This window comes from Roseomonas marmotae (assembly GCF_017654485.1).
Classification (GTDB): domain Bacteria; phylum Pseudomonadota; class Alphaproteobacteria; order Acetobacterales; family Acetobacteraceae; genus Pseudoroseomonas; species Pseudoroseomonas marmotae.
Genome location: NZ_CP061091.1, coordinates 809,695 through 829,234, shown reverse-complemented (window position 1 = coordinate 829,234; position 19,540 = coordinate 809,695). Strand labels below are relative to the sequence as shown.

The 19,540-nt window shown below is 68.6% G+C and carries 20 protein-coding genes; 12 read left to right on the top strand and 8 right to left on the bottom strand.

The features are described 5' to 3' along the window. Positions 1-170: 170 nt before the first annotated feature. Together IAI58_RS03920 and IAI58_RS03915 are read right to left on the bottom strand one after the other, a co-directional pair. The gene (locus IAI58_RS03920) at positions 171-938 is read right to left on the bottom strand and encodes an SDR family oxidoreductase (protein WP_207446959.1); all 768 of its coding nucleotides are present in this window, start codon (positions 936-938) and stop codon (positions 171-173) included. 26 nt (positions 939-964) lie between these two features. Then, positions 965-1,663 carry a GntR family transcriptional regulator gene (locus tag IAI58_RS03915; protein ID WP_207446960.1) on the bottom strand — a complete coding sequence of 233 codons (699 nt, stop codon included), beginning with the start codon at positions 1,661-1,663 and terminating at the stop codon, positions 965-967. A gap of 102 nt (positions 1,664-1,765) precedes the next feature. Here IAI58_RS03915 and IAI58_RS03910 point away from each other — a divergent pair, with 102 nt between their 5' ends. From IAI58_RS03910 to kce, 5 genes are read left to right on the top strand one after another with little or no spacing between them, the layout of a single operon-like run. Continuing rightward, positions 1,766-3,004, top strand: coding sequence for an ABC transporter substrate-binding protein (locus IAI58_RS03910; RefSeq protein WP_207446961.1), 1,239 nt, complete (start codon positions 1,766-1,768; stop codon positions 3,002-3,004). A 59-nt stretch (positions 3,005-3,063) separates the two neighbouring features. Continuing rightward, positions 3,064-3,939 (top strand): branched-chain amino acid ABC transporter permease, encoded by an 876-nt coding sequence (locus IAI58_RS03905; RefSeq protein ID WP_207446962.1) that lies wholly within the window; start codon positions 3,064-3,066, stop codon positions 3,937-3,939. Positions 3,940-3,952: 13 nt separating this feature from the next. After that, a complete protein-coding gene (locus IAI58_RS03900) occupies positions 3,953-6,478 on the top strand; it encodes a branched-chain amino acid ABC transporter ATP-binding protein/permease (RefSeq protein WP_207446963.1) in 2,526 nt (841 codons plus the stop codon). Further along, positions 6,475-7,404 (top strand): 3-hydroxyacyl-CoA dehydrogenase, encoded by a 930-nt coding sequence (locus IAI58_RS03895; RefSeq protein ID WP_237182906.1) that lies wholly within the window; start codon positions 6,475-6,477, stop codon positions 7,402-7,404. The genes IAI58_RS03900 and IAI58_RS03895 overlap by 4 nt, the downstream gene beginning before the upstream one ends. A 5-nt stretch (positions 7,405-7,409) precedes the next feature. Beyond that, positions 7,410-8,339: a 3,5-dioxohexanoate:acetyl-CoA acetone transferase gene (gene kce / locus IAI58_RS03890; RefSeq protein ID WP_207446965.1), complete on the top strand. Its 930-nt coding sequence runs from the start codon at positions 7,410-7,412 to the stop codon at positions 8,337-8,339. A 29-nt stretch (positions 8,340-8,368) separates the two neighbouring features. On the opposite strand, the gene IAI58_RS03885 is transcribed toward kce, so the two are convergent. Beyond that, complete coding sequence (locus tag IAI58_RS03885) at positions 8,369-8,716, bottom strand: Mpo1-like protein (protein WP_207446966.1); 348 nt, start codon at positions 8,714-8,716, stop codon at positions 8,369-8,371. A gap of 251 nt (positions 8,717-8,967) precedes the next feature. Here IAI58_RS03885 and IAI58_RS03880 point away from each other — a divergent pair, with 251 nt between their 5' ends. The 3 genes from IAI58_RS03880 to IAI58_RS03870 all read left to right on the top strand — a co-directional run bounded on the left by IAI58_RS03880 (position 8,968) and on the right by IAI58_RS03870 (position 11,921). After that, a complete protein-coding gene (locus tag IAI58_RS03880; protein WP_237182905.1) occupies positions 8,968-9,951 on the top strand; it encodes an MDR/zinc-dependent alcohol dehydrogenase-like family protein in 984 nt (327 codons plus the stop codon). Next, the gene (locus IAI58_RS03875; protein ID WP_207446967.1) at positions 9,948-10,964 is read left to right on the top strand and encodes a Gfo/Idh/MocA family protein; all 1,017 of its coding nucleotides are present in this window, start codon (positions 9,948-9,950) and stop codon (positions 10,962-10,964) included. The genes IAI58_RS03880 and IAI58_RS03875 overlap by 4 nt, the downstream gene beginning before the upstream one ends. Before the next feature lie 351 nt (positions 10,965-11,315). Then, complete coding sequence (locus tag IAI58_RS03870; RefSeq protein WP_207446969.1) at positions 11,316-11,921, top strand: PEP-CTERM sorting domain-containing protein; 606 nt, start codon at positions 11,316-11,318, stop codon at positions 11,919-11,921. A gap of 39 nt (positions 11,922-11,960) precedes the next feature. Here IAI58_RS03870 and IAI58_RS03865 read toward each other — a convergent pair whose 3' ends face one another. From IAI58_RS03865 to kdsA, 3 genes are read right to left on the bottom strand one after another with little or no spacing between them, the layout of a single operon-like run. Continuing rightward, positions 11,961-12,947, bottom strand: a complete 987-nt coding sequence (locus tag IAI58_RS03865) for a KpsF/GutQ family sugar-phosphate isomerase (RefSeq protein WP_207446971.1) — start codon at positions 12,945-12,947, stop codon at positions 11,961-11,963. Between the two features lie 46 nt (positions 12,948-12,993). Further along, entirely contained in the window at positions 12,994-13,743 is a 750-nt protein-coding gene (locus IAI58_RS03860; RefSeq protein ID WP_207446973.1) for a 3-deoxy-manno-octulosonate cytidylyltransferase, read from the bottom strand. Between the two features lie 10 nt (positions 13,744-13,753). Continuing rightward, a complete protein-coding gene (kdsA, locus tag IAI58_RS03855) occupies positions 13,754-14,611 on the bottom strand; it encodes a 3-deoxy-8-phosphooctulonate synthase (protein WP_207446975.1) in 858 nt (285 codons plus the stop codon). A 256-nt stretch (positions 14,612-14,867) separates the two neighbouring features. On the opposite strand from kdsA, the gene IAI58_RS03850 reads away from it, so the two are divergent. Both IAI58_RS03850 and IAI58_RS03845 read left to right on the top strand, forming a co-directional pair. After that, a complete protein-coding gene (locus IAI58_RS03850; protein WP_207446977.1) occupies positions 14,868-15,230 on the top strand; it encodes a DUF6496 domain-containing protein in 363 nt (120 codons plus the stop codon). 44 nt (positions 15,231-15,274) lie between these two features. Beyond that, on the top strand, positions 15,275-15,880 hold the full coding sequence (locus IAI58_RS03845; protein ID WP_237182386.1) for a PadR family transcriptional regulator: 606 nt from the start codon (positions 15,275-15,277) through the stop codon (positions 15,878-15,880). A 58-nt stretch (positions 15,881-15,938) separates the two neighbouring features. Here IAI58_RS03845 and IAI58_RS03840 read toward each other — a convergent pair whose 3' ends face one another. Continuing rightward, entirely contained in the window at positions 15,939-16,370 is a 432-nt protein-coding gene (locus IAI58_RS03840) for a DUF1810 domain-containing protein (protein WP_207446979.1), read from the bottom strand. A gap of 33 nt (positions 16,371-16,403) precedes the next feature. Then, positions 16,404-16,703, bottom strand: coding sequence for a hypothetical protein (locus IAI58_RS03835; RefSeq protein ID WP_208776019.1), 300 nt, complete (start codon positions 16,701-16,703; stop codon positions 16,404-16,406). A 27-nt stretch (positions 16,704-16,730) separates the two neighbouring features. On the opposite strand from IAI58_RS03835, the gene IAI58_RS03830 reads away from it, so the two are divergent. Beyond that, a complete protein-coding gene (locus tag IAI58_RS03830) occupies positions 16,731-17,102 on the top strand; it encodes a hypothetical protein (RefSeq protein ID WP_207446983.1) in 372 nt (123 codons plus the stop codon). Positions 17,103-17,591: 489 nt separating this feature from the next. Then, entirely contained in the window at positions 17,592-19,538 is a 1,947-nt protein-coding gene (locus IAI58_RS03825; protein ID WP_207446985.1) for a hybrid sensor histidine kinase/response regulator, read from the top strand. Positions 19,539-19,540 lie beyond the last annotated feature (2 nt).

Sequence of the window (19,540 nt, the reverse complement as noted above, 5' to 3'; positions counted from 1 at the left end):
GCGCCCGCTTCAGCGCCGGCGCTCCTCCTCCCGCGGGCGGTTCTGGGCCCCCGCCGGGAAATGGTCGCATCCAGCCGGGCGGTGCGGCTTCAGCCAAAGCCATGGAGGCCAACCGCGCGTCGCGCGCCGGCCAGGAAAAGCCGGCCGGAGCCGAAAGAACCCCAGCCAGATCAGGCCAGCATCCGCATGTCGCCATCGATGGAGATGGCCTGGCCGGAGATGGTGCGGCCACGCGGGCTGCAGAGGAACAGGATCTGATCCGCCAGTTGCTGCGGCGTCACGTAATCCTTGATGGAGGTATAGGAGAAGGCAGCACTTTCCACCTCGGCGAAGGAAAGGCCGCGCTGCTGCGCCTTGGCTTCCAGCACCCGCCGCTGCCGGTCGCCGGCCACCAGCCCCGGCAGGATGGCGTTGACGCGGATGCCGGCGTCGCCCAGCTCGATCGCCAGGGACTTGGTAAAGCCGATCACGCCCCATTTGGCGGCGGAATAGGGGCTGCGCAGCGCGAAGCCGAATTTCCCGGCGGCAGAAGAAAGATTGACGATCGAGGGATTGCCGCTGGCGCGCAGATGCGGCACCGCCAGCCGGGCGCAGTTGAACTGGCTGGTCAGGCAGACCTCCAGGCAGCGGTCCCAGTCCTCGGGCGCGATCTCCTCCACCTTGCCGGTCGGGCCGGCGATGCCGGCATTGTTCACCAACACGTCCAGACCGCCGAGATGCGCGACCGCATCCTCGAACAGCGCACCTACCTGGGCGCGGTCGGCCACATCCGCCACGCGGTGGCCCACTTCCGGTGGCAACGTCTTCAGTCCGGCGGCGTCCAGGTCGCAGGTGAAGACCCGCGCGCCCTCTGCATGGAAGGCCTCGACAATGCCACGGCCGATGCCCGCGGCGCCGGCGGTGACCAGGACACGAAGTCCCGCAATATCCAGATCCATCTTTATGTTTCCTCCATTTTTTGATCTCACGCCGAGGCAGGCAGCACGCCGCGGGCGATGATGAACCGCGCCGCCTCATCGATATCCCCGGCGATCGCCGCCTCGGCCGCCGCCGCGTCACCGGCGATGATCGCCGCTAGCGCCTCCGCATGGCAGCGGCGGGCATGGCCCAGCTTCAACCGGTCGGGGCCGGCGCGCAGATCCAGGTTGATCACAGGCCCGGCCTTCAGCCAGAGGCCGACGATCACGTTGCGAAGGGTCGGCAGGCCGCAGGCGTCGTAGATGGAAAAATGCAGGTCGCGGTTCAGCGCTACCGAAAGGCCGGGATCGGGACTGTCCTGATCGATCAGCGCGCGGAAGGCGGCCTCAGCCCGACGGATCGCGGCCATCTGCCGCGGCGTGCGGCAGCGCGCCGCGCGCGCGGCGGCCAGCCCTTCGATCGCCATGCGCGTATCCGCCAGCTCACGGAAGCCCTCCGTCGTCATCACCGGTACACGCACAGCGCGGTTCGGCGCCACTTCCAGCGCGCCATCCGCCACCAGCCGGCTGACCGCCTCCCGCACGGGCATCACGGAGACGCCGAGCGCGGCGGCGCTGTCCCGCAGCGAAAGTCGCTCACCCGGCGCCAGGCGGCCTGAGGTCAGCAGGCCTGAGAGATGGCCGTAGATGCTGTCGCCGAGCGTGCGGCGTTCCAGCGGTGCGAGATCGGCAACGGCGGGGTTCATATTGCGATGACTATAGACAGGCGCGCCGGGCTTTGCGATGGTATCTGTGATCTCAGATCGCACTAAAAAAAGTCCTGTCAACGGGACCAAAGGGAACGCCGAATGATCAAGAAACTGAACACGACCCGTCGTGCGCTGCTCGCTGGCGGCGCCGCGCTGCTGGCCGCGCCCTCCATCTCCTACGGCCAGTCCGATGTACTGCGGATCGGCCACCTGACGCCGCGCACCGGCTTCCTCGGCCCCTTGGGCGAATTCGCCGTGCAGGCGGCGCAGCTGGCGATGGAGGAGATCAATGCCTCCGGCGGCATCGCCGGCCGCAAGGTGGAGATCATGTTCGAGGACAGCGTGAATCCGCAGACCGCCTCGGCCAAGGCCGAGCGCTATACGCAGCGCGACAAGGTCGCCTGCATCGTCGGTGAGATCAATTCTGCCTCGGCGCTCGCCATCGGCCAGGTGGTGCAGCGGGAGAAGGTGCTGTTCATCAATACCGGCGCCAATTCCGACGCGCTGCGCGGCTCCGACTGCCGCCGCTACATGTTCCATACCGAGTCGCAGAACTCGATGATGGTGAAGACCGCCGGCCGCGCCATCCTCGACCAGGGGCTGGTGAAGGGGAAGAAATACTACGCCCTGACCGCCGACTATGCCTTCGGCCACGACCTGCTGAAGGTCGCCAAGAAGTATCTGGGCGAGCATGGCGCGACGGTGGCCGGCGAGGACCTGGTGCCGACCGAGCTGACCGATTTCTCGCCCTTCCTGCTGAAGATCCGCCAGGCGCGGCCGGATATCGTCATCGGCAACCTGGCCGGCGCGCAGGTGACGAACTTCCTCAAGCAGTACAGTGAATTCGGCCTGCGCTTCCCGGTGGCGGGCTTCGGCTTCGACATCGCCCTGGCCTGGGGCGCCGGCCCCGGCAACTTCCTCGGCACCTGGCCGGTGGTCTGGCACCACATGCTGGAGGCGCCCTCCGCCAAGAAGTTCACCGAGGCCTTCCGCGGTAAGTTCGGCCGCCCGCCGGAGAACCAGGGCTGGAGCGACTACACGGCCGTGAAGGTCATCGGTCAGGCCATGAACGAATTGAAGAGCGTTGACCCCACCAAGGTGGTCGAGCATCTGGAGAAGGGCGCGAAATTCGATATCTCGAAGTCGCGCGAAGGCTACTTCCGGGCACGCGACCACCAGCTGATGATGGAGATGTACGCCATCACCGCACTGCCGCCCGGCCAGGCCAAGAACCAGTACGACATCTTCAGCTCGTCCGCCCCCATCCCCGCCCCGGGAGAGGATCTGGAGCTGGTCGCCTCCACGCCTGAGGAGAACAGCTGCACCTTCCCGAGCTGAACCGCCATCCGCGCCCGTCCTGACCGGGACGGGCGCCCGCGATTTCGGGAGTGTCCGACTTGGAACTCGTCTTCATCCTGGAGCAGGTGCTGAACGGCCTGCTCATCGGGGCCAATTACCTGCTCATCGCGCTGGGTCTGTCGCTGATCTTCAGCCTGGGCGGCGTGGTCAATCTGGCGCATGGGGCCTTCTACGCCATCGGCGCCTATCTCACCGTCGCACTCTCCCCCACCATCGGCTTCGGTGGCGCGATGATCGCCTCGCCGGTCGCGGTGGCGCTGCTGGGCCTGGTGATCGAGCGCTTCCTGCTCAGCCGCTTCTATCGCGGTGACCCCATCCTCAGCCTGCTGCTGACCTTCGGCCTGGCGATGGTGGCGGAACAGACGCTGCGGATGACCTTCGGCGCCGCGCCGGTGCCTTTCTCCATCCCGCTCTGGCTGCGCGGGCAGGTCTTCGTGGGCGACTTCATCTATTCCAAATACCGGCTGCTGATCCTGCTGGTAGCCGTGCTCTGCGTCGGCGGGCTCTGGCTGCTGCTGAAGCGCACGGCCTTCGGCCGCGTGGTGCGCGCCGGCGTGCAGAACCCGGACATGGTGGCCGCGCTCGGCATCTCGCTGAAGCCCTATATGACGGCCGTGGTGATGATCGCCGTGGGCCTCGCCGCGCTGGCCGGCACCATGATGGCACCCGTCACTGGCGTCACCCCCACCATGGGGGCGGAGATCCTGACCTTCGCCTTCGTCGTCGTCGTCATCGGCGGGCTCGGCTCCTTCTGGGGCGTGGTGCTGGCGGCGCTGATCGTGGGCGTGGTGCGCGGCCTGGCCGCCTATGCCTTTCCCCCGGCCACCGAGGCCGCCGTCTATCTGCTGATGGTGCTCGTCCTGCTGCTGCGTCCGCGCGGCCTGTTCGGCGAACGCATCCAGCGCTTCGAATAGGGCACCCGCCGCAATGACGCGTGACTCCCTGACGCATGAACTGCGCCCGCTGCTGATCGGGCTGGCGGCCCTGGTGGTGCTGCCCTTCGCGCTGGACGCGCTGGGCCTGACCATGACCACCGCCACCGATGTGGTGGTCTTCGCCGTGGCGGTGATGGGGCTGAACATCCTGGTGGGCTGGACCGGCCTTGTCTCCTTCGGCCATGGCGCCTGGTTCGGCATCGGTGCCTATGCCGCGGCGCTGCTGCAACGCCACTACCTGCCCGGCGACATGGTGCTGCCCGCCATTGGCGCGCTGATCATCGTCGCCGCCTTCTCCGCCGTCGCGGGCGCGCTGATCCTGCGCCGGCGCGGGGTCTATTTCTCGCTGCTGACCCTGGCCTTCACGGCCATGCTCTTCTCCATCGCCTTCCGCTGGACAAGCCTGACGGGCGGCGAGGATGGCCTGGGCAATGTCACGCGCTGGGAATCCCTGCAGAACTCCAATAACTACTACATGGTGGTCTGCGCGGTGGCGCTGGTGGTGCTCTGGGCGCTCTGGCGCCTGCGCCGCTCCCCCGTCGGCACCGTGCTGGTGGCGATCCGGGAGAATGAGGGCCGCACCGGCTTCCTGGGCTATGACAGCAACCGCTACAAGCTGCTGGCCTTCACCATCTCCGCCACCATTACCGGCCTGGCGGGCGTGCTGAGCGTCTTCAACCACCGCTTCGCCTCGGCCGACCCGATCAATATCGCCTTCTCCGGCGAGCTGCTGGCCATGGTCGTCATCGGCGGCATGCGCAGCTTCATGGGCCCGGCGCTGGGCGCGCTCTTCTACATCCTCTTCCGCGAATTCCTCTCGATGTACACAGCCAACTGGCTGCTGATCTTCGGGTTGCTCTTCGTCGGCTTCATCGTCTTCTCGCCGGATGGACTGGTGGGCATCGGCCGGCGCGTGCTGGGCCTGGTGCGGCCCAAGCCGCCGGCCGAGGGCGCCGCCATGGCCGCCCGCAAGGCCGGGGCCAGCGGCCGCATCCCCGCCCGCTTCATCCGTGAGGGCAGCGCCAGGGGCCCCGTCCTGGTCGCCGAGGACATGAAGAAATCCTTCGGCAGCGTGCGGGCGGTGCGCGGCGTCTCCTTCGCCGTGGAGGACAAGCGCCTGCATGCGCTGATCGGCCCCAACGGCGCCGGCAAGACCACGGCCTTCAACCTGCTCTCCGGCATGTTCCCGCTGGATGAGGGCCATGTGATGCTGGACGGACAGCGGGTGGACGGCATGGCGCCGCATGCCATCACCCGTGCCGGGCTGGGGCGCTCCTTCCAGATCACCAATCTCTTCCCCGGCCTTTCGGTGGAGGAGAATATCCGGCTGGCCGTGCAGGCCCGGCATCCCGCGCGCTTCAGCCTCCTGCGCGATGCCCGCGGCTTCGATGACCTGAATGCCGACACGACCGAACTGCTGCGCTGGACCGGCATGGCCGGCGTCGAGCAGGCCGAGGCCGGCAGCCTGTCCTATGGCGGGCAGCGGCTGCTGGACATGGGCCTGGCGCTGGCCACACGCCCGCGCATCCTGCTGCTGGACGAGCCGCTCGCCGGCCTCGCCGCCGCCGAGCGCGAGCGGGTGGGCGACCTGATCAAAACGCTCTCCGCCGATATCCCGGTGCTGCTGGTGGAGCACGACATCGACCGCGTCTTCCGCATGGCCGACCGCGTGACGGTCATGGCGGATGGCGAGGTGCTGGTGGATGGCAGCGTGGCCGATGCGCGCGACGACGCGCGGGTGCAGGCCGTCTATCTCGGCTCCGGCTCCCATGCCCTGGCCGAGAAGCCGCGCCCCAGCGCGGCGCGGGAAGCGCCGCTGCTGGAGCTGGAGAAGGTGAACACCTTCTACGGCAAGTCCCACATCCTCAGCGACATCACGCTGACCGTGCGGCAGAACGAGGTGGTGGCGCTGCTCGGCCGCAACGGCGCCGGCAAATCCACCCTGCTGAAGACGCTGATCGGCACGGCCCGTCCGGCCTCCGGCAGCATCAGGCTGGCGGGGGACGAGATCGCCGGCCTTGCGCCGGACAAGGTGGCGCGTCGTGGCGTCGGCTTCGTGCCGCAGGGCCGCGCGCTCTTCGCCGGCATGACGGTGGGCGAGAATCTGGGCCTCGGCCGCCTGAAGCGCCTGACCGGCGCCGGCACGCATTGGGAAGAGGAGCGCGTGCTGGAATTCTTCCCCCGGCTGCGCGAACGCTGGAACGTGGCGGCGGACCGCCTCTCCGGCGGCGAGCAGCAGATGGTGGCCGTGGCGCGCGCCCTCTCCGGCGATACCCGGCTGCTGCTGCTGGACGAGCCTTTCGAGGGCCTCTCCCCCGCCGTGACCGAGGAACTCTTCGAGACCTTCGACAAGCTGCGGCAGGAGGTATCGATCATCATCGTGGACCATCACCTCGACCTGGCGCTGGCCATCTCCGACCGCACCGTGGCGCTGGAGCGCGGCACGGTGCAGTGGATGGGCGAGTCCCGGCTGCTGCGTGAGGATGAAGAACTTCGCAGGAAGGTGCTGTGGCTGTGAGCGAAACTGTCGCCATCATCGGTAGCGGCCTGATCGGCCGCGCCTGGGCCATGATCTTCGCCAGAGCCGGATGGGATGTCCGGCTCTGGGACCCGGCGGAGGGCGTGGCGCAGGCGGCGGTCGGCCTCTGCGCCCAGGGGCTGCGGGACCTGGAGGCCCACGGGCTCTGCCAGGACCCCGCCGGCGCCGCCGCCCGCATCTCGGCCTCCGCGACGCTGGAGGAAGCGGCGGCCGGGGCCGATTTCGTGCAGGAGAACGGGCCGGAGACGCTGGAGGTCAAGCGCGACCTCTTCGCCCGGCTGGACCGGGCGGCGCCGCCTAAGGCGATCATCGCCTCCTCCTCCTCCGCCATCCGCTGCTCCCTCTTCACCCAGGATCTGCCGGGGCGGGCGCGCTGCCTGATCGGCCATCCCGTCAACCCGCCGCACCTCATCCCGCTGGTCGAGCTGAGTGGCGCGGAATGGACGGCGCCCGAGATCCTCACCCGCGCGCGCGGCATCTATGAGGCCATCGGCCAGGTGCCCATCACCGTGCTGAAGGAGATCGAGGGTTTCATCCTCAACCGCCTCCAGGGCGCCCTGCTGGCGGAGGCCTTCCGGCTGACATCGGAAGGCTACGTGACCCCCGGCGACCTCGACCTCACGATGTCCGACGGGCTGGGCCTGCGCTGGAGCTTCCTCGGCCCCTTCGGCACCATCGAGATGAACGCCCCCGGCGGTATCCCCGATTACTGCGCGCGCTACACGGGCTTCTATCGCCGTCTGGCGGCCGACCCGCCATCGCCCGAGGTCTATGGCGAGGAAGCCGTCTCCACCATCATGGCGCAATGGCGCGCCGCGACAGATCTGCCGGCGAAGATGCGCTGGCGTGACCGCCGCCTGGCGGCATTGTGGGCGCATAAGGCGTCCGCCGAGAAGGAAGGCTGAGGCAGATGGCCAGCAAGCGGAAAGTCATCATCACCTGTGCCGTGACGGGCGCGATCCATACCCCCTCCATGTCGCCGCATCTGCCGGTGACACCGGAGGAGATCGCGGATGCGGCGCTGGGCGCGGCCGAGGCCGGCGCGGCCATCGTGCACCTGCATGCCCGCAACCCCGAGACCGGCCAGCCCGACCAGTCGCCGGAGGCCTTCGCCAAGTTCCTGCCGGTGATCAAGCAGCGTTCCAACGTGGTGGTGAACCTGACCACCGGCGGCGCCCCCACCATGAGCATCCAGGAGCGCGTGCGCCCCGCCGCCACCTTCAAGCCGGAAGTGGCCTCGCTGAACCTGGGCTCAATGAATTTCGGCCTCTTCGGCATGCTGGACCGCTTCAAGGACCTGAAGCACCAGTGGGAACGTGACTACCTCGGCAACAAGGACATCATCTTCCGCAATACCTTCGGCGATATCGAGCATATCCTGACGACCTGCGCCGGCAACGACACGCGCTTCGAATTCGAGTGCTACGACACCGCGCATCTGCACAACCTGAAATACTTCTACGACCGCGGGCTGGTGAAGGCGCCGCTTTTCATCCAGACGGTCTTCGGGCTGCAGGGCGGCATCGGCGCCCATCCGGAAGAGGTGCAGCACATGAAGCGCACCGCCGACCGGCTCTTCGGCGACAACTACCGCTGGTCCGTGCTCGGCGCCGGGCGCAACCAGCTGCCCATCGCCGCCATGGCCGCCGCCATGGGCGGCAATGTCCGCGTGGGGCTGGAGGACAGCCTCTGGGCCGGCCCCGGCCGCCTGGCCCAGACCAATGCCGAGCAGGTGCGCGCCGTGCGCCAGATCATCGAGGGCCTGGGCATGGAAGTCGCGACGCCGGATGAGGCGCGCGAGATGCTGTCCCTCAAGGGCGGCGACAAGGTCGGCTTCTGACCGCCGGGCGGGGCCAGCGCGCCCCGCCCCTACCGGCCGGCGGCCTGGCCATGACGCGGCGGTGGCGCCACGCCCGCCGCGCGCAGATGCGGCTCCAGCCGCCCGCCGAGCCAGAGGAAGAGCATGCGAAAGTCGCTGCGGAGCGACCAGAAGGGATGCCCGAAGGTCTCGGGACGATTGCCCTCGATCACCAGATGCGCCACCCAGGCGAAGCCATAGCCGATGACGGGCGCGGCGATCAGCCAGCGCCAGTCCAGCAGCACCACCGCCAGCAGCAGCGCGAGAAGCGCCAGCAGGCTGCCGGCGAAATGCGTCAGCCGCGTCGCCGGCTGCGCATGGGCCCTGAGGTAGCGGTGCCAGAACTCCGCATAGGTCATGCCACGATCCTCCCTCGGCGGCAGGGCAGCACGGAACGGCCTTCCGCCGCAACGCGGGCGGCGCGGGGCGCGCGACATTGTTCCCGCTGCCCGCCGCGGAGATGCTTCCGCCTGGAAGAATGTCCCGGCCGGGCCGCCATGGCTGGAGGCGGGATTCTTTCCACATTCCTGAAACGGCCATGGCCCAGTTGCGTTGGCAGCCATTGCCACAATGGAGAAGGGCCAGTGATGGCTGGGGGGAACCTGCGACCGTGAGCGCCACCGCCGAAACCCGCACCATGCGGGCCGCCATTCTGACCGGACCGGGGCAGATCCGCCTGGAGGAGGCCGCACTGCCGCAGCCAGGCCCGGGACAATTGCGTATCCGCCTGGAAGGCTGTGGCGTCTGCGCCTCCAACCTCACGCCCTGGGCGGGCCCGGAATGGATGCGCTTCCCGACCGAGCCCGGCGCCCTCGGCCATGAAGGCTGGGGCGTGGTGGATGCGGTAGGGGAAGGGGTGACCGGCTTTTCCGTCGGCGAGCGCGTCGCCGCCCTCACTTACAAGAGCTATGCCGAGTACGACCTGGCCGAAGCGGATGCCGTGCTGCGCCTGCCGGATTCGCTGGCCGGCCAGCCCTTCCCTGGCGAGCCGCTGGGCTGCGCCATGAACATCTTCCGCCGCAGCGGGATCGAGGCCGGGCAGACCGTCGCCATCATCGGCATCGGCTTCCTCGGCGCCATCCTGACCAGGCTGGCCAGCGATGCGGGGGCGAGGGTGATCGCCATCTCCCGCCGTCCCTTCTCCCTCGATCTCGCCCGGCGCATGGGCGCGGCTGAGGTGATCCCGATGGAGGATCACCATGCCATCATCGGGCAGATGAAGGACCTGACCGGCGGCCGCTTCTGCGACCGTGTCATCGAGGCCGTGGGCAAGCAATGGCCGCTGGACCTGGCAGGGGAACTGACCAGGGAACGCGGCAGGCTGATCGTCGCCGGCTATCACCAGGACGGCCCGCGTCAGGTGAATATGTGGCTCTGGAACTGGCGCGGGATCGACGTGATCAACGCGCATGAGCGCGATCCCAAGGTCTATCTGGAGGGGATGCGCGAGGCGATCGAGGCCGTGGCCTCCGGCCGGCTGGACCCCGGCCCGCTCTATACCCACCGCTACCCGCTGGAGCGGCTGGGCGAGGCGCTGAATGCCACGCGCGACCGCCCCGATGGCTTCCTCAAGGCGCTGGTGACCTACCGATGAGCGGGAGCTTGGCGGACGAGGCACGGCGGGCCCGCCCGCGCCTCGGTTTCCTGGGTGTCGGCTGGATCGGCCGCCACCGCATGCAGGCCATCCTGGAATCCGGCGCGGCGGAGGCCGCGGTCATCGCCGATGCCTCGCCGGAGATGGCGGCGGAGGCGCTGAAGCTGGCGCCGGATGCGCGGCAGGTGGCCTCGCTCGATGAGATGCTGGATGCGGGCGTGGAAGGGGTGGTGATCGCCACCCCCAGCGCCCTCCATGCCGAACAGTCCATCCGCGCGCTGGAACGCGGCGTGGCCGTCTTCTGCCAGAAGCCGCTGGGCCGCACGGCCGCCGAGGCGCGGGCGGTGGTGGCGGCGGCCCGCGAGGCAGACCGGCTGCTGGCGGTCGACCTCTCCTACCGCTTCACCGAAGGAATGCGCCGCATCCGCGACGTGGTGCGGTCGGGCGGGCTGGGCCGCGTCTATGCGGTCGATCTGGTCTTCCATAATGCCTATGGGCCGGACAAGTCCTGGTTCTACGACCCCGCCCTTTCCGGCGGCGGCTGCGTCATGGATCTCGGCGTGCATCTGGTGGACCTCGCCCTCTGGACGCTGGATTTCCCCGCCGTCGCCAGCGTCGACGGCACACTCCTCGCGGCCGGGGAGCCGCTGGGCGGGCGGCAGGACCGGGTCGAGGATTACGCCATCGCCACCCTGGGGCTGGAGGGCGGGGCGGCGGTGCGGCTGGCCTGTTCCTGGCGGCTGCAGGCGGGATGCGACGCCATCATCTCCGCGGCCTTCTACGGCACCGGGGGCGGCGCCGCGCTGCGGAACGTCAACGGCTCCTTCTACGACTTCACCGCCGAACGCTTCCGCGGCACCGCGCGCGAGACCCTGGCGGCGGCGCCGGATGCCTGGGGCGGGCGTGCCGCCGCGGACTGGGCCAGGCGGCTGGCAGGCGGGGCGCGCTTCGATCCCGCGGCGGAGCGGCTGGTAGAGGTTTCGGCGGTGCTGGACCGCATCTACGGCCGCTGAGTCACCACGAACGGGGCGCAGCGCAGCTGTCGGAAAACCCGACACCATGCCTGCGCATGGCCAGCAGGCGGTCCGGCGGCCTGCAACTCCTGACCACCATGAACCCGTGACAACCTTTATTTTTGCCTGAAAGGCACGGCGCGCCCCTCCCTTTGCCATCGCCGGACCAAGTTCCTCGCCCTGACGGGGATGCCAACGCAGGCGTCAAATATTCCAACACAAATTAAACCGCTGATTTTGAAATCAAATCTGATCTTCTGCGGCTTCAAAGGCCGCTCGTAATGCGGCATGAATATTGCTTCTTTCCGGAGAACGGCCCAGCCCGGGCCACAATTTCCGGAGGACTCCGTGATGACGACGCATCTGCCCTTGAAGGCTCTGCTGGCAGCCGTGCTGCTCAGCATGGGGGCGCTGGCCTCGACCGCCGCATCGGCTGCCGTGCTCGACTTCGACACCCTCTCCGGCGCGAATAACCCGCCCTTCACAAGCTATTCCCAGGACGGTTTCACGCTCGTGAACACGGCGGGCCAGTTCTATGTCGGCGGCGTCTTCGGCAACCCCGCCCCAAGCATCTTCTCCGGCCGTCTCTACGGATCCCCCTCGGCGGCCGTTACCCTGACCGCGGCCGGAGGCGCCGACTTCATCTTCTCCGCCTTCGACTTCGCCTCGAATAACGGAGCGACCTCCTATGTCCTGACCGGCTTCCAGGACGGGGCAGAGATCTTCAACATTTCCGCCACAAGCAGCGTGACCAGCGGCTTCATCACGCTCACGCCCGGCACGGCCAGCAGCGTCGTGGACCTCGTCACGCTCTCCTTCACCGGCTCGGGCACGTCCTTCAACCTCGATAATATCGTGGTCAATGCCGCCACCGTGCCGGTGCCCGAGCCCGCTTCCCTGGCCCTGTTCAGCATGGGTCTGCTCGGCCTCGGCCTGACGCGGGCTCGGCGGGCCTGATCCTGCGGGCTGGCCGGGGAGCATCCCCGGCCGGGCCTCTCAGGCCACGCCGGCGCGCAACAGGTCGTGCACATGCACGACACCGAGCAGCCGGTCCTGCTCCACCACGAAAAGGCTGGTGATGCGCGCCTTGTGCATCACCGCCAGCGCCTCCTGCGCCAGCAGGTCGGGCTCGATGCAGCGGGGGTTGCGCGTCATCACCGCCTCCACCGGCCGGTCCACGAAGCCGCCTTCCATGGCCACGCGCACATCGCCATCGGTGATGACGCCGCGCAGCCGCCCAGCCTCATCCACCACCGCCGTCACGCCCAGCCGCTTGCTGCTGATCTCCACCACGGCCTGGGAGAGCATGGCGGTATCCGGCACGGCTGGCACCTCGGCGCCCGCATGCATCAGCTCCCGCACCTTCAGCAGCTGGGAACCGAGCTTGCCGCCGGGGTGGAACTGCCGGAAATCCTGCGCCGAGAAACCCTTCAGGGACAGCAAGGCCACCGCCAGCATATCGCCCATCACCAACTGCATGGTGGTGGAGGTGGTGGGGGCCAGGCCATTCGGGCAGGCTTCCGGCATGGCCGGCAGCAGCAGCGGAATATCGGCCGCGCTGCCCAGCGCGCCCCGGGGGCGGGAGGTAATGGCCACCAGCCGCACGCCGAAGCGGCGGGTATAGGCGATGATATCCGCCAGTTCCGGCGCTTCCCCGGACCAGGAGAGCGCCAGCACCACGTCGGTGGCATGGATCATGCCGAGATCGCCGTGGCTGGCCTCGGCCGGATGCACGAAATAGGCGGGGGTGCCGGTGGAGGCCAGGGTGGCGGCGATCTTGCGCCCCACATGCCCCGACTTGCCCATGCCCGTGACGATGACCCGACCACCGCAGTCGCGGATGCAGGTCACGGCCTCGACCAACCGGTCCCCCAGGGGCCCGTCCAGCGCGGCGTGGAGCGCGCGGATGCCCTCGGCCTCGGCAAGGCCCGTACGGCGGGCCGAGGTCAGGATATCTCCTCGGATGGTCTGCGGCAGATCCATGGCGGGGCCTCTCAGAACTCTCGGATACCGGAAGCAGTCAGGCAGCTTAGACGCCGGTGGTTTTTGGGCTACGCAACATCGCGCGCGCGCGCTCCAGATCCTCCGGCGTATCCACGCCCAGCGGCACCTCGCCCACTTCCATCGCGTCGATCCGCATGCCCGCCTCCAGCGCCCGCAGCTGCTCCAGCTTCTCCCGCTGCTCCAGCGGAGAGGGCGGCAGGCCGACGAAACGCGCCAGGGCCTCGCGCCGCCAGGCATAGAGGCCGATATGATGGTGCAGCGGCCCCTCGCCCCAGGGCGCGGTGGCGCGGGTGAAATAGAGCGCGCGGTAACGGCCGCCGCCCAGCGGCGTGCCCACCATCTTCACCACGCTGGGGGCGCTCCGCTCCTCCTCCCGCCGGATGACGGCGACGGGGGTGCCGATCGCCACCTCAGGGTCTTCCAGCGGCAGCGCGGCGGCGCGGATGGTGTGGGGGGAGACGGTGGGAAGGTCGCCCTGCACATTGATCACGGCGTCATAATGCCCGTCCGGGTCGATGCGCGTCACCGCCTCGAAAACCCGGTCGGAGCCGGAGGGGTGGTGCGTGCCGGTCATCACCGCCTGCCCGCCCACGGCGCGCACGGCCTCCGCGATCTCCTCGGCATCGGTGGCGATCCAGACCGGCGCGACGTCAGCCTCCATGGCGCGGCGCCAGACGGCCACGATCATCGGCTCCCCGGCGATATCGGCCATGGGCTTGCCGGGCAGGCGGGAGGCGGCCAGGCGGGCGGGGATCAGGATGACGGGGTTCTTCATGCCGGCACCCTCACGCTTCCGCGGCGTGGCGGGCGGCCTGCGCCTTGGCCAGGCGGTCCAGCTCCAGCAGATCCCGCAGCAGCGGCTCGAATTCCCGCAGCGGCACCATGTTGGGGCCATCGGACGGCGCGTGGTCGGGGTCCGGATGCGTCTCGATGAAAAGCCCCGCGACGCCCACGGCCACCGCCGCACGCGACAGCACCGGCACGAATTCCCGCTGCCCGCCCGAGCTGCCGCCCAGCGCCCCGGGCTGCTGCACGGAATGGGTGGCATCGAAGATCACCGGCGCGCCGGTCTGCGCCATGATCGGCAGGCCCCGGAAGTCGGAGACCAGCGTATTATAGCCGAAGCTGGTGCCACGGTCGGTCAGCAGGATGTCGCGGGCGCCGCCGCTCATCAGCTTCTCGACGATATTGCCCATCTCCCAGGGCGCCAGGAACTGGCCCTTCTTGACATTGACCGCGCGGCCGGTGGCGGCGGCGGCCAGCAGCAGGTCGGTCTGCCGGCAGAGGAAGGCCGGGATCTGCAGCACATCGACCGCCTCGGCCACGGGCGCGCATTGCTCGGCATTATGCACATCCGTCAGCACCGGCAGGCCGAGCCTCTCCCGGATCTCGGCGAAGATCGGCAGGGCGGCGGCCAGGCCGATGCCCCGTGCCGCCCTGGCGCTGCTGCGGTTGGCCTTGTCGAAGGAGGTCTTGAAAACCAGCCCGAAGCCCAGGCGGGCCGCGATCTCCTTCAGCGCCGAGGCGACCTCCAGCGCGTGCTCCCGGCTTTCCAGCTGACAGGGGCCGGCGATGATGGAGAGGGGCAGTGCGTTTCCGAACTGGACCCGGCCGACAGTCACGGCTGGATGAGGGGCGGCCATCTAGATTTCCACGTCTTTTCAACGGCGGCGCCATTGGGCGCCGGAGGGCGGAGGCGAAAGGCTGGGGCGGAGGGCCGTCAGGCCCTCGGCCCTTGCCGGCTCGCGGCAGGGGATATCACGGATGGCACACCGGGGGCAAAGCCCGCCCGGCATGGCTGACGCGCCAGCCGTCCGTGGTGGCCGCCCGTGCCGAAACCGCCGCCCGGCGCGGGGGTTGAGAGGATATCCACAGCCCCAGCCCATGGAGTGGGTGCCGATGCCCAGCACGCAGGCCAAGTCGCAGAAAGAAACCGTCGACCGTGTCATGCATGAATTCAAACATGGCGAGCTGAAGCGCGGCCGCGCCGGCAAGGTGAAGAATCCGAAACAGGCGATCGCTATCGCGCTGAGCGAGGCTGGCGCCTCCAACCAGCAATCGCCGCAGGAGAACCGGAGCAAGCTGCGCCAGACCAAGGCCAAGGAGCGGCAGGCCGGGGCCGCCCGGGACGGAAGCAGGACCGGCGGGGGCGGTACCACGCGTGCCGAACTCTATGAGCGCGCGAAGAAGGCGGGGATCCCCGGCCGTTCCAGGATGGATAAGGCCGGGCTGGAACAGGCGCTACGCCGGCACCGGAGTTAGGGTCCGGCAGGAAACCGGTTCGACATAGTCGAGATACATCTTGAATGGCGATATATCTTGACCATATCGGCGGCATGAGAAACCACCATATCAGCGGCATGGACCGCTTCTTCACCGCCCCCGACGGAGCTGACGGACGCTGCCACGGGGGCCCGCATCATCATCATCGCGGCCGCCACGGCGGGCGTCATGGCGGCCGGCTTTTCGATCATGGGGAGCTGCGCCTGCTGGTGCTGGCGATGATGGCCGAGCAGCCACGCTACGGTTACGAGCTCATCAAGGCGATCGAGGAACGCATGGGCGGCTCCTACAGCCCAAGCCCCGGCGTCATCTATCCCCTGCTCTCCTGGCTTGAGGAGGTGGGCTATGCCGCGCAGGAGGCGGAGGAGGGTGGCCGCAAGCGCTACCGCCTGACGCCTGAGGGGGAGGCCTTCGTCGCCGCCAACCGCCCTGCCCTGGAAAGCCTCTTCGCCCGCATCGGCGGCTATGGCTCGCAGCGCGCCGCCGTGCCGGACACCGTGATTCGCGCGATGGAGAACCTGAAGCTCGCCCTGCGCCTGCGGCTCCGGCAGGGCGCGCTGGAACCGGCGGCGGCCGAGAGCATCGCTGCGGCCCTCGATACGGCAGCCAGTGCGGTGGAGCGCAGCTGAGCTCCGGCATACCTCGGGATGCGGGAATGGCCGCCCCGCATCCCTGGGGCACCCTTCCCTATCCTTCCGGAGCCCGCAGCATCTCGACTGTCCGCGGGTCCGGTGTGCCCCCGAAATACCGCGCCAGCGCCTCGCGGAAGACAGACTCCTCCGGCGCCACGGCGGCGAAGAGGCTCATGCAGGAATGGAATTTCAGGTCGTCCGGGCTGCCCAGCATCTGCCGCAGCGGGCGGCCGGCGGCCAGCACCAGCGCCGTGCACTCCCGCAGCCTCGGCCCCAGCAGCGGGTGCTCCAGATAGACCCGCGCCTCCTCCCGCGACGCGATGCCGTAGCGCCAGGCCATCTCACTCTGCCCGAGGCCACGAAGTTGCGGGAAGATGAACCACATCCAATGGCTGCGCTTCTGTCCTTCCCGCAGCTCACGCCGCACCTGCTCCAGCACCGGCTCCTGCGCCCGCAGGAAACGGCCGAGATCGAAGGCTTCGCTCATGGCATGCCGCTCCAGGCCGCCGGCGGCGCGGGTTCAGTGAGAGGGGGCATCCATTTCCGCCAGCCACACTTCCGCTGCATCGGCCGCGGCTTCGTTGGGGGCAGTGATCGTTACCTGGCCCGGCTGCTCAGGGGACATCACGATCCGTACGCCCTTAACCGCACAATCTTGGAGGATTCCGGGGCTGGCAGCGATGGCGACCGGGCAACGGACGGCACGGGTGATCATGGCGACGTCTTCCTCCTGTCGCCGGAAGAATGCCGGGGCTTCCTCCTGGTTTCGTGACAGGCAAGCGCCGATGCTTGCCTGATTTTCGCCCCGCGCGATGTTCACATTCCCAGGGTTCATCAGGAGGCAGCCATGCTGATCCGCGATTTCCTGAGTATTCTGCTCGATGACACGCTGGAGGATGCACGCCTGCGTCACTGCTGGCCCAGCGGGGCCTTGGCTTTCCTTGGTGCCGAGCAGGCCGTGGCGGATTGCCGTCAGGCCATGACAGGAAGCCAGATCACCGACAATCTGCGCGCGCTTCTGGCAGAGGCCCGCGTCACCTCCACCCAGGCCAGCGGCGAGCCGGACGAAGCCTTCTGGTTCTCTCGCGAGCTTTATATCGAGTGGATCGCCAAGGTCGTCAGCGTGGTGCTGCTGACCGTGCGGGCGGAGGCGATCCTGCCGCCCTCCCGCGAAGCCGCGATGGAGGCCGCGCGGTTGATCGGCCTCTCCGGCAACTGAGCCACGCTCCACGGACTGGCCGCGGCGGCAGCCGGAACAGCGTGGCAGCGACGAGGATCACGGAGCGCCACCCCCACCCGCCATCATCCACGAGGCCATCCAGCCAAAGACATCCTCCGCACCGGGCGAGCAGCCGGCGATGCTGCCCCATGGACCGCATCGTCACGCGTGCTTCCGGCCAGCGCGGCCCGGCCGTCGCGGCACAGGGCACTCACGCGGCGCGGCGCTTCTGCCTGCCGCGGCCGGCAGCTGCCGCCAGTTCCGCATCAGGCACGCGCGGGGCCCGCATGGCCGGCCTCCGGCGCCGCTTCCCTGAGCGTGGACCATGACGCCAAAGGCAAGGACGCAGGGCCCGCCATTCCGGGCGCGGGCAGGACGCCCGGAATCCGGCACGCGGGGCGGGGCAGGGCCATATGCTTGAAGCCTCTGCCCAAAGGTGCTGAAACGGCGCCTTAGCCGAAGGTCAGGCCCTTCAATCCTGGTGGTGAAATGAACAAATCCGCTTCGATGGGCGCCACCAATGCCTATGAACTGCTGGTCCAGGCGGTGGTGGATTATGCCATCTTCATGCTGGACCCGGACGGGCGGGTGGTGAGCTGGAATCCAGGCGCCCACCGAATCAAGGGTTATTCGGCCGGGGAGATTATCGGGGAACATTTCTCGCGATTCTACACGCCCGAGGATCGGGAGGCCGGCCTGCCGGCCAGGGCGCTGAAGGCCGCCACCGAAGATGGGCGCGCCAGCGCCGAGGCCTGGCGCGTCCGCAAGGATGGCACCCGCTTCTGGGCCAGCGTGGTGATCGACGCCATCCATGAGAATGGCAGGCTGATCGGCTTCGCGAAAGTCACCCGCGACATGACCGAGCAGCGCAACGCCCAGATCGCGGCACTGGAGAGCGAGCGCCGCTTCCGCCTGCTGGTGCAGGGCGTGACGGACTACGCCATCTTCATGCTCAACCCCGACGGCCGCGTGACCAATTGGAACACCGGGGCCGAGCGCATCAAGGGCTATACGGCCGAGGAGATCATCGGCCACCACTTCTCCCGCTTCTACACGCCGGAGGATGTCGCTGACGGCCTGCCCTTCCGGGCGCTGGAGACCGCGCGCCGCGAGGGACGCTACGAGGCCGAAGGCTGGCGCATGCGTAAGGAAGGCACGCGCTTCTGGGCCGGCGTGGTGATCGACGCCATCTATGAGCATGGCACGCTGATCGGCTTCGCCAAGATCACCCGCGACCTGACCGAGCGGCGCAATGCCGAACTGGAGCTGGAAGCATCGCGCGAGCAGTTGCTGCAGGCCCAGAAGATGGAGGCGATCGGCCAGCTCACCGGCGGCCTCGCGCATGACTTCAACAATATGCTGACGGGTATCACCGGCAGCCTGGAACTGCTGAAGACGCGGGTGATGCAGGGCCGGACGGAGGATCTGGAACGCTATATCGGCGCCGCCCAGGGTGCCGCCAGCCGCGCGGCGGCGCTGACGCACCGGCTGCTGGCCTTCGCCCGCCGCCAGACGCTGGACCCCAAGCCGACCGACCCGAACCGGCTGATCCTGGGGATGAAGGAGCTGGTCGAACGTACGGTGGGGCCGGCGATCATGCTGGAGACGGAATTGGCGCCCGACCTCTGGGCGATCCTCTGTGACCCGAGCCAGCTTGAGAATGCACTGCTGAACCTCTGCATCAATGCCCGCGATGCCATGCCGGATGGCGGGCGGCTGACCATCGCGACCTCCAATCTCCTGCTGGATGGCGCGTCCGTGCGGGACCAGGATATGGGCCCCGGCTACTACGTGGCCATCGACGTGGCGGATACCGGCACGGGCATGGAGCCGGAAGTCGTGGCCCGTGCCTTCGACCCCTTCTTCACGACGAAGCCCTTCGGCATGGGCACCGGGCTCGGCCTCTCCATGATCTATGGCTTCGCGCGCCAGTCCGGCGGGCAGGTGAAGATCCGGACGGAGCCGGGCCGCGGCACCACCATGCGTCTCTATCTGCCCCGCCACTGGGGCCCGGCGGAGGCGAAGGAAGACACGGTTGGCCTGCTGGACGTGCCGCGTGCCGAGGCCAATGAGACGGTGGCCATCATCGACGACGAGCCGACGGTGCGCATGCTTGTGATGGAAGTGCTGGAGGAGCTTGGCTACTCGGCCATCGAGGCGCCGGACGGCGCCTCCGGGCTGAAGATGCTGCAATCGGACCAGCGGATAGACCTGCTGATCACCGATGTCGGCCTGCCGGGCGGCATGAACGGGCGGCAGCTGGCCGATGCGGCGCGACAGATGCGGCCGGGCCTGAAGGTGCTTTTCATCACCGGCTATGCCGAGAATGTGGTGGCCAGCCAGGGCCAGATGGAGCCGGGCATGCAGGTGCTGACCAAGCCCTTCGCCATGCAAACCCTGGCCAACCGCATCAAGTCCATGATCACCGCGAGCTGAGC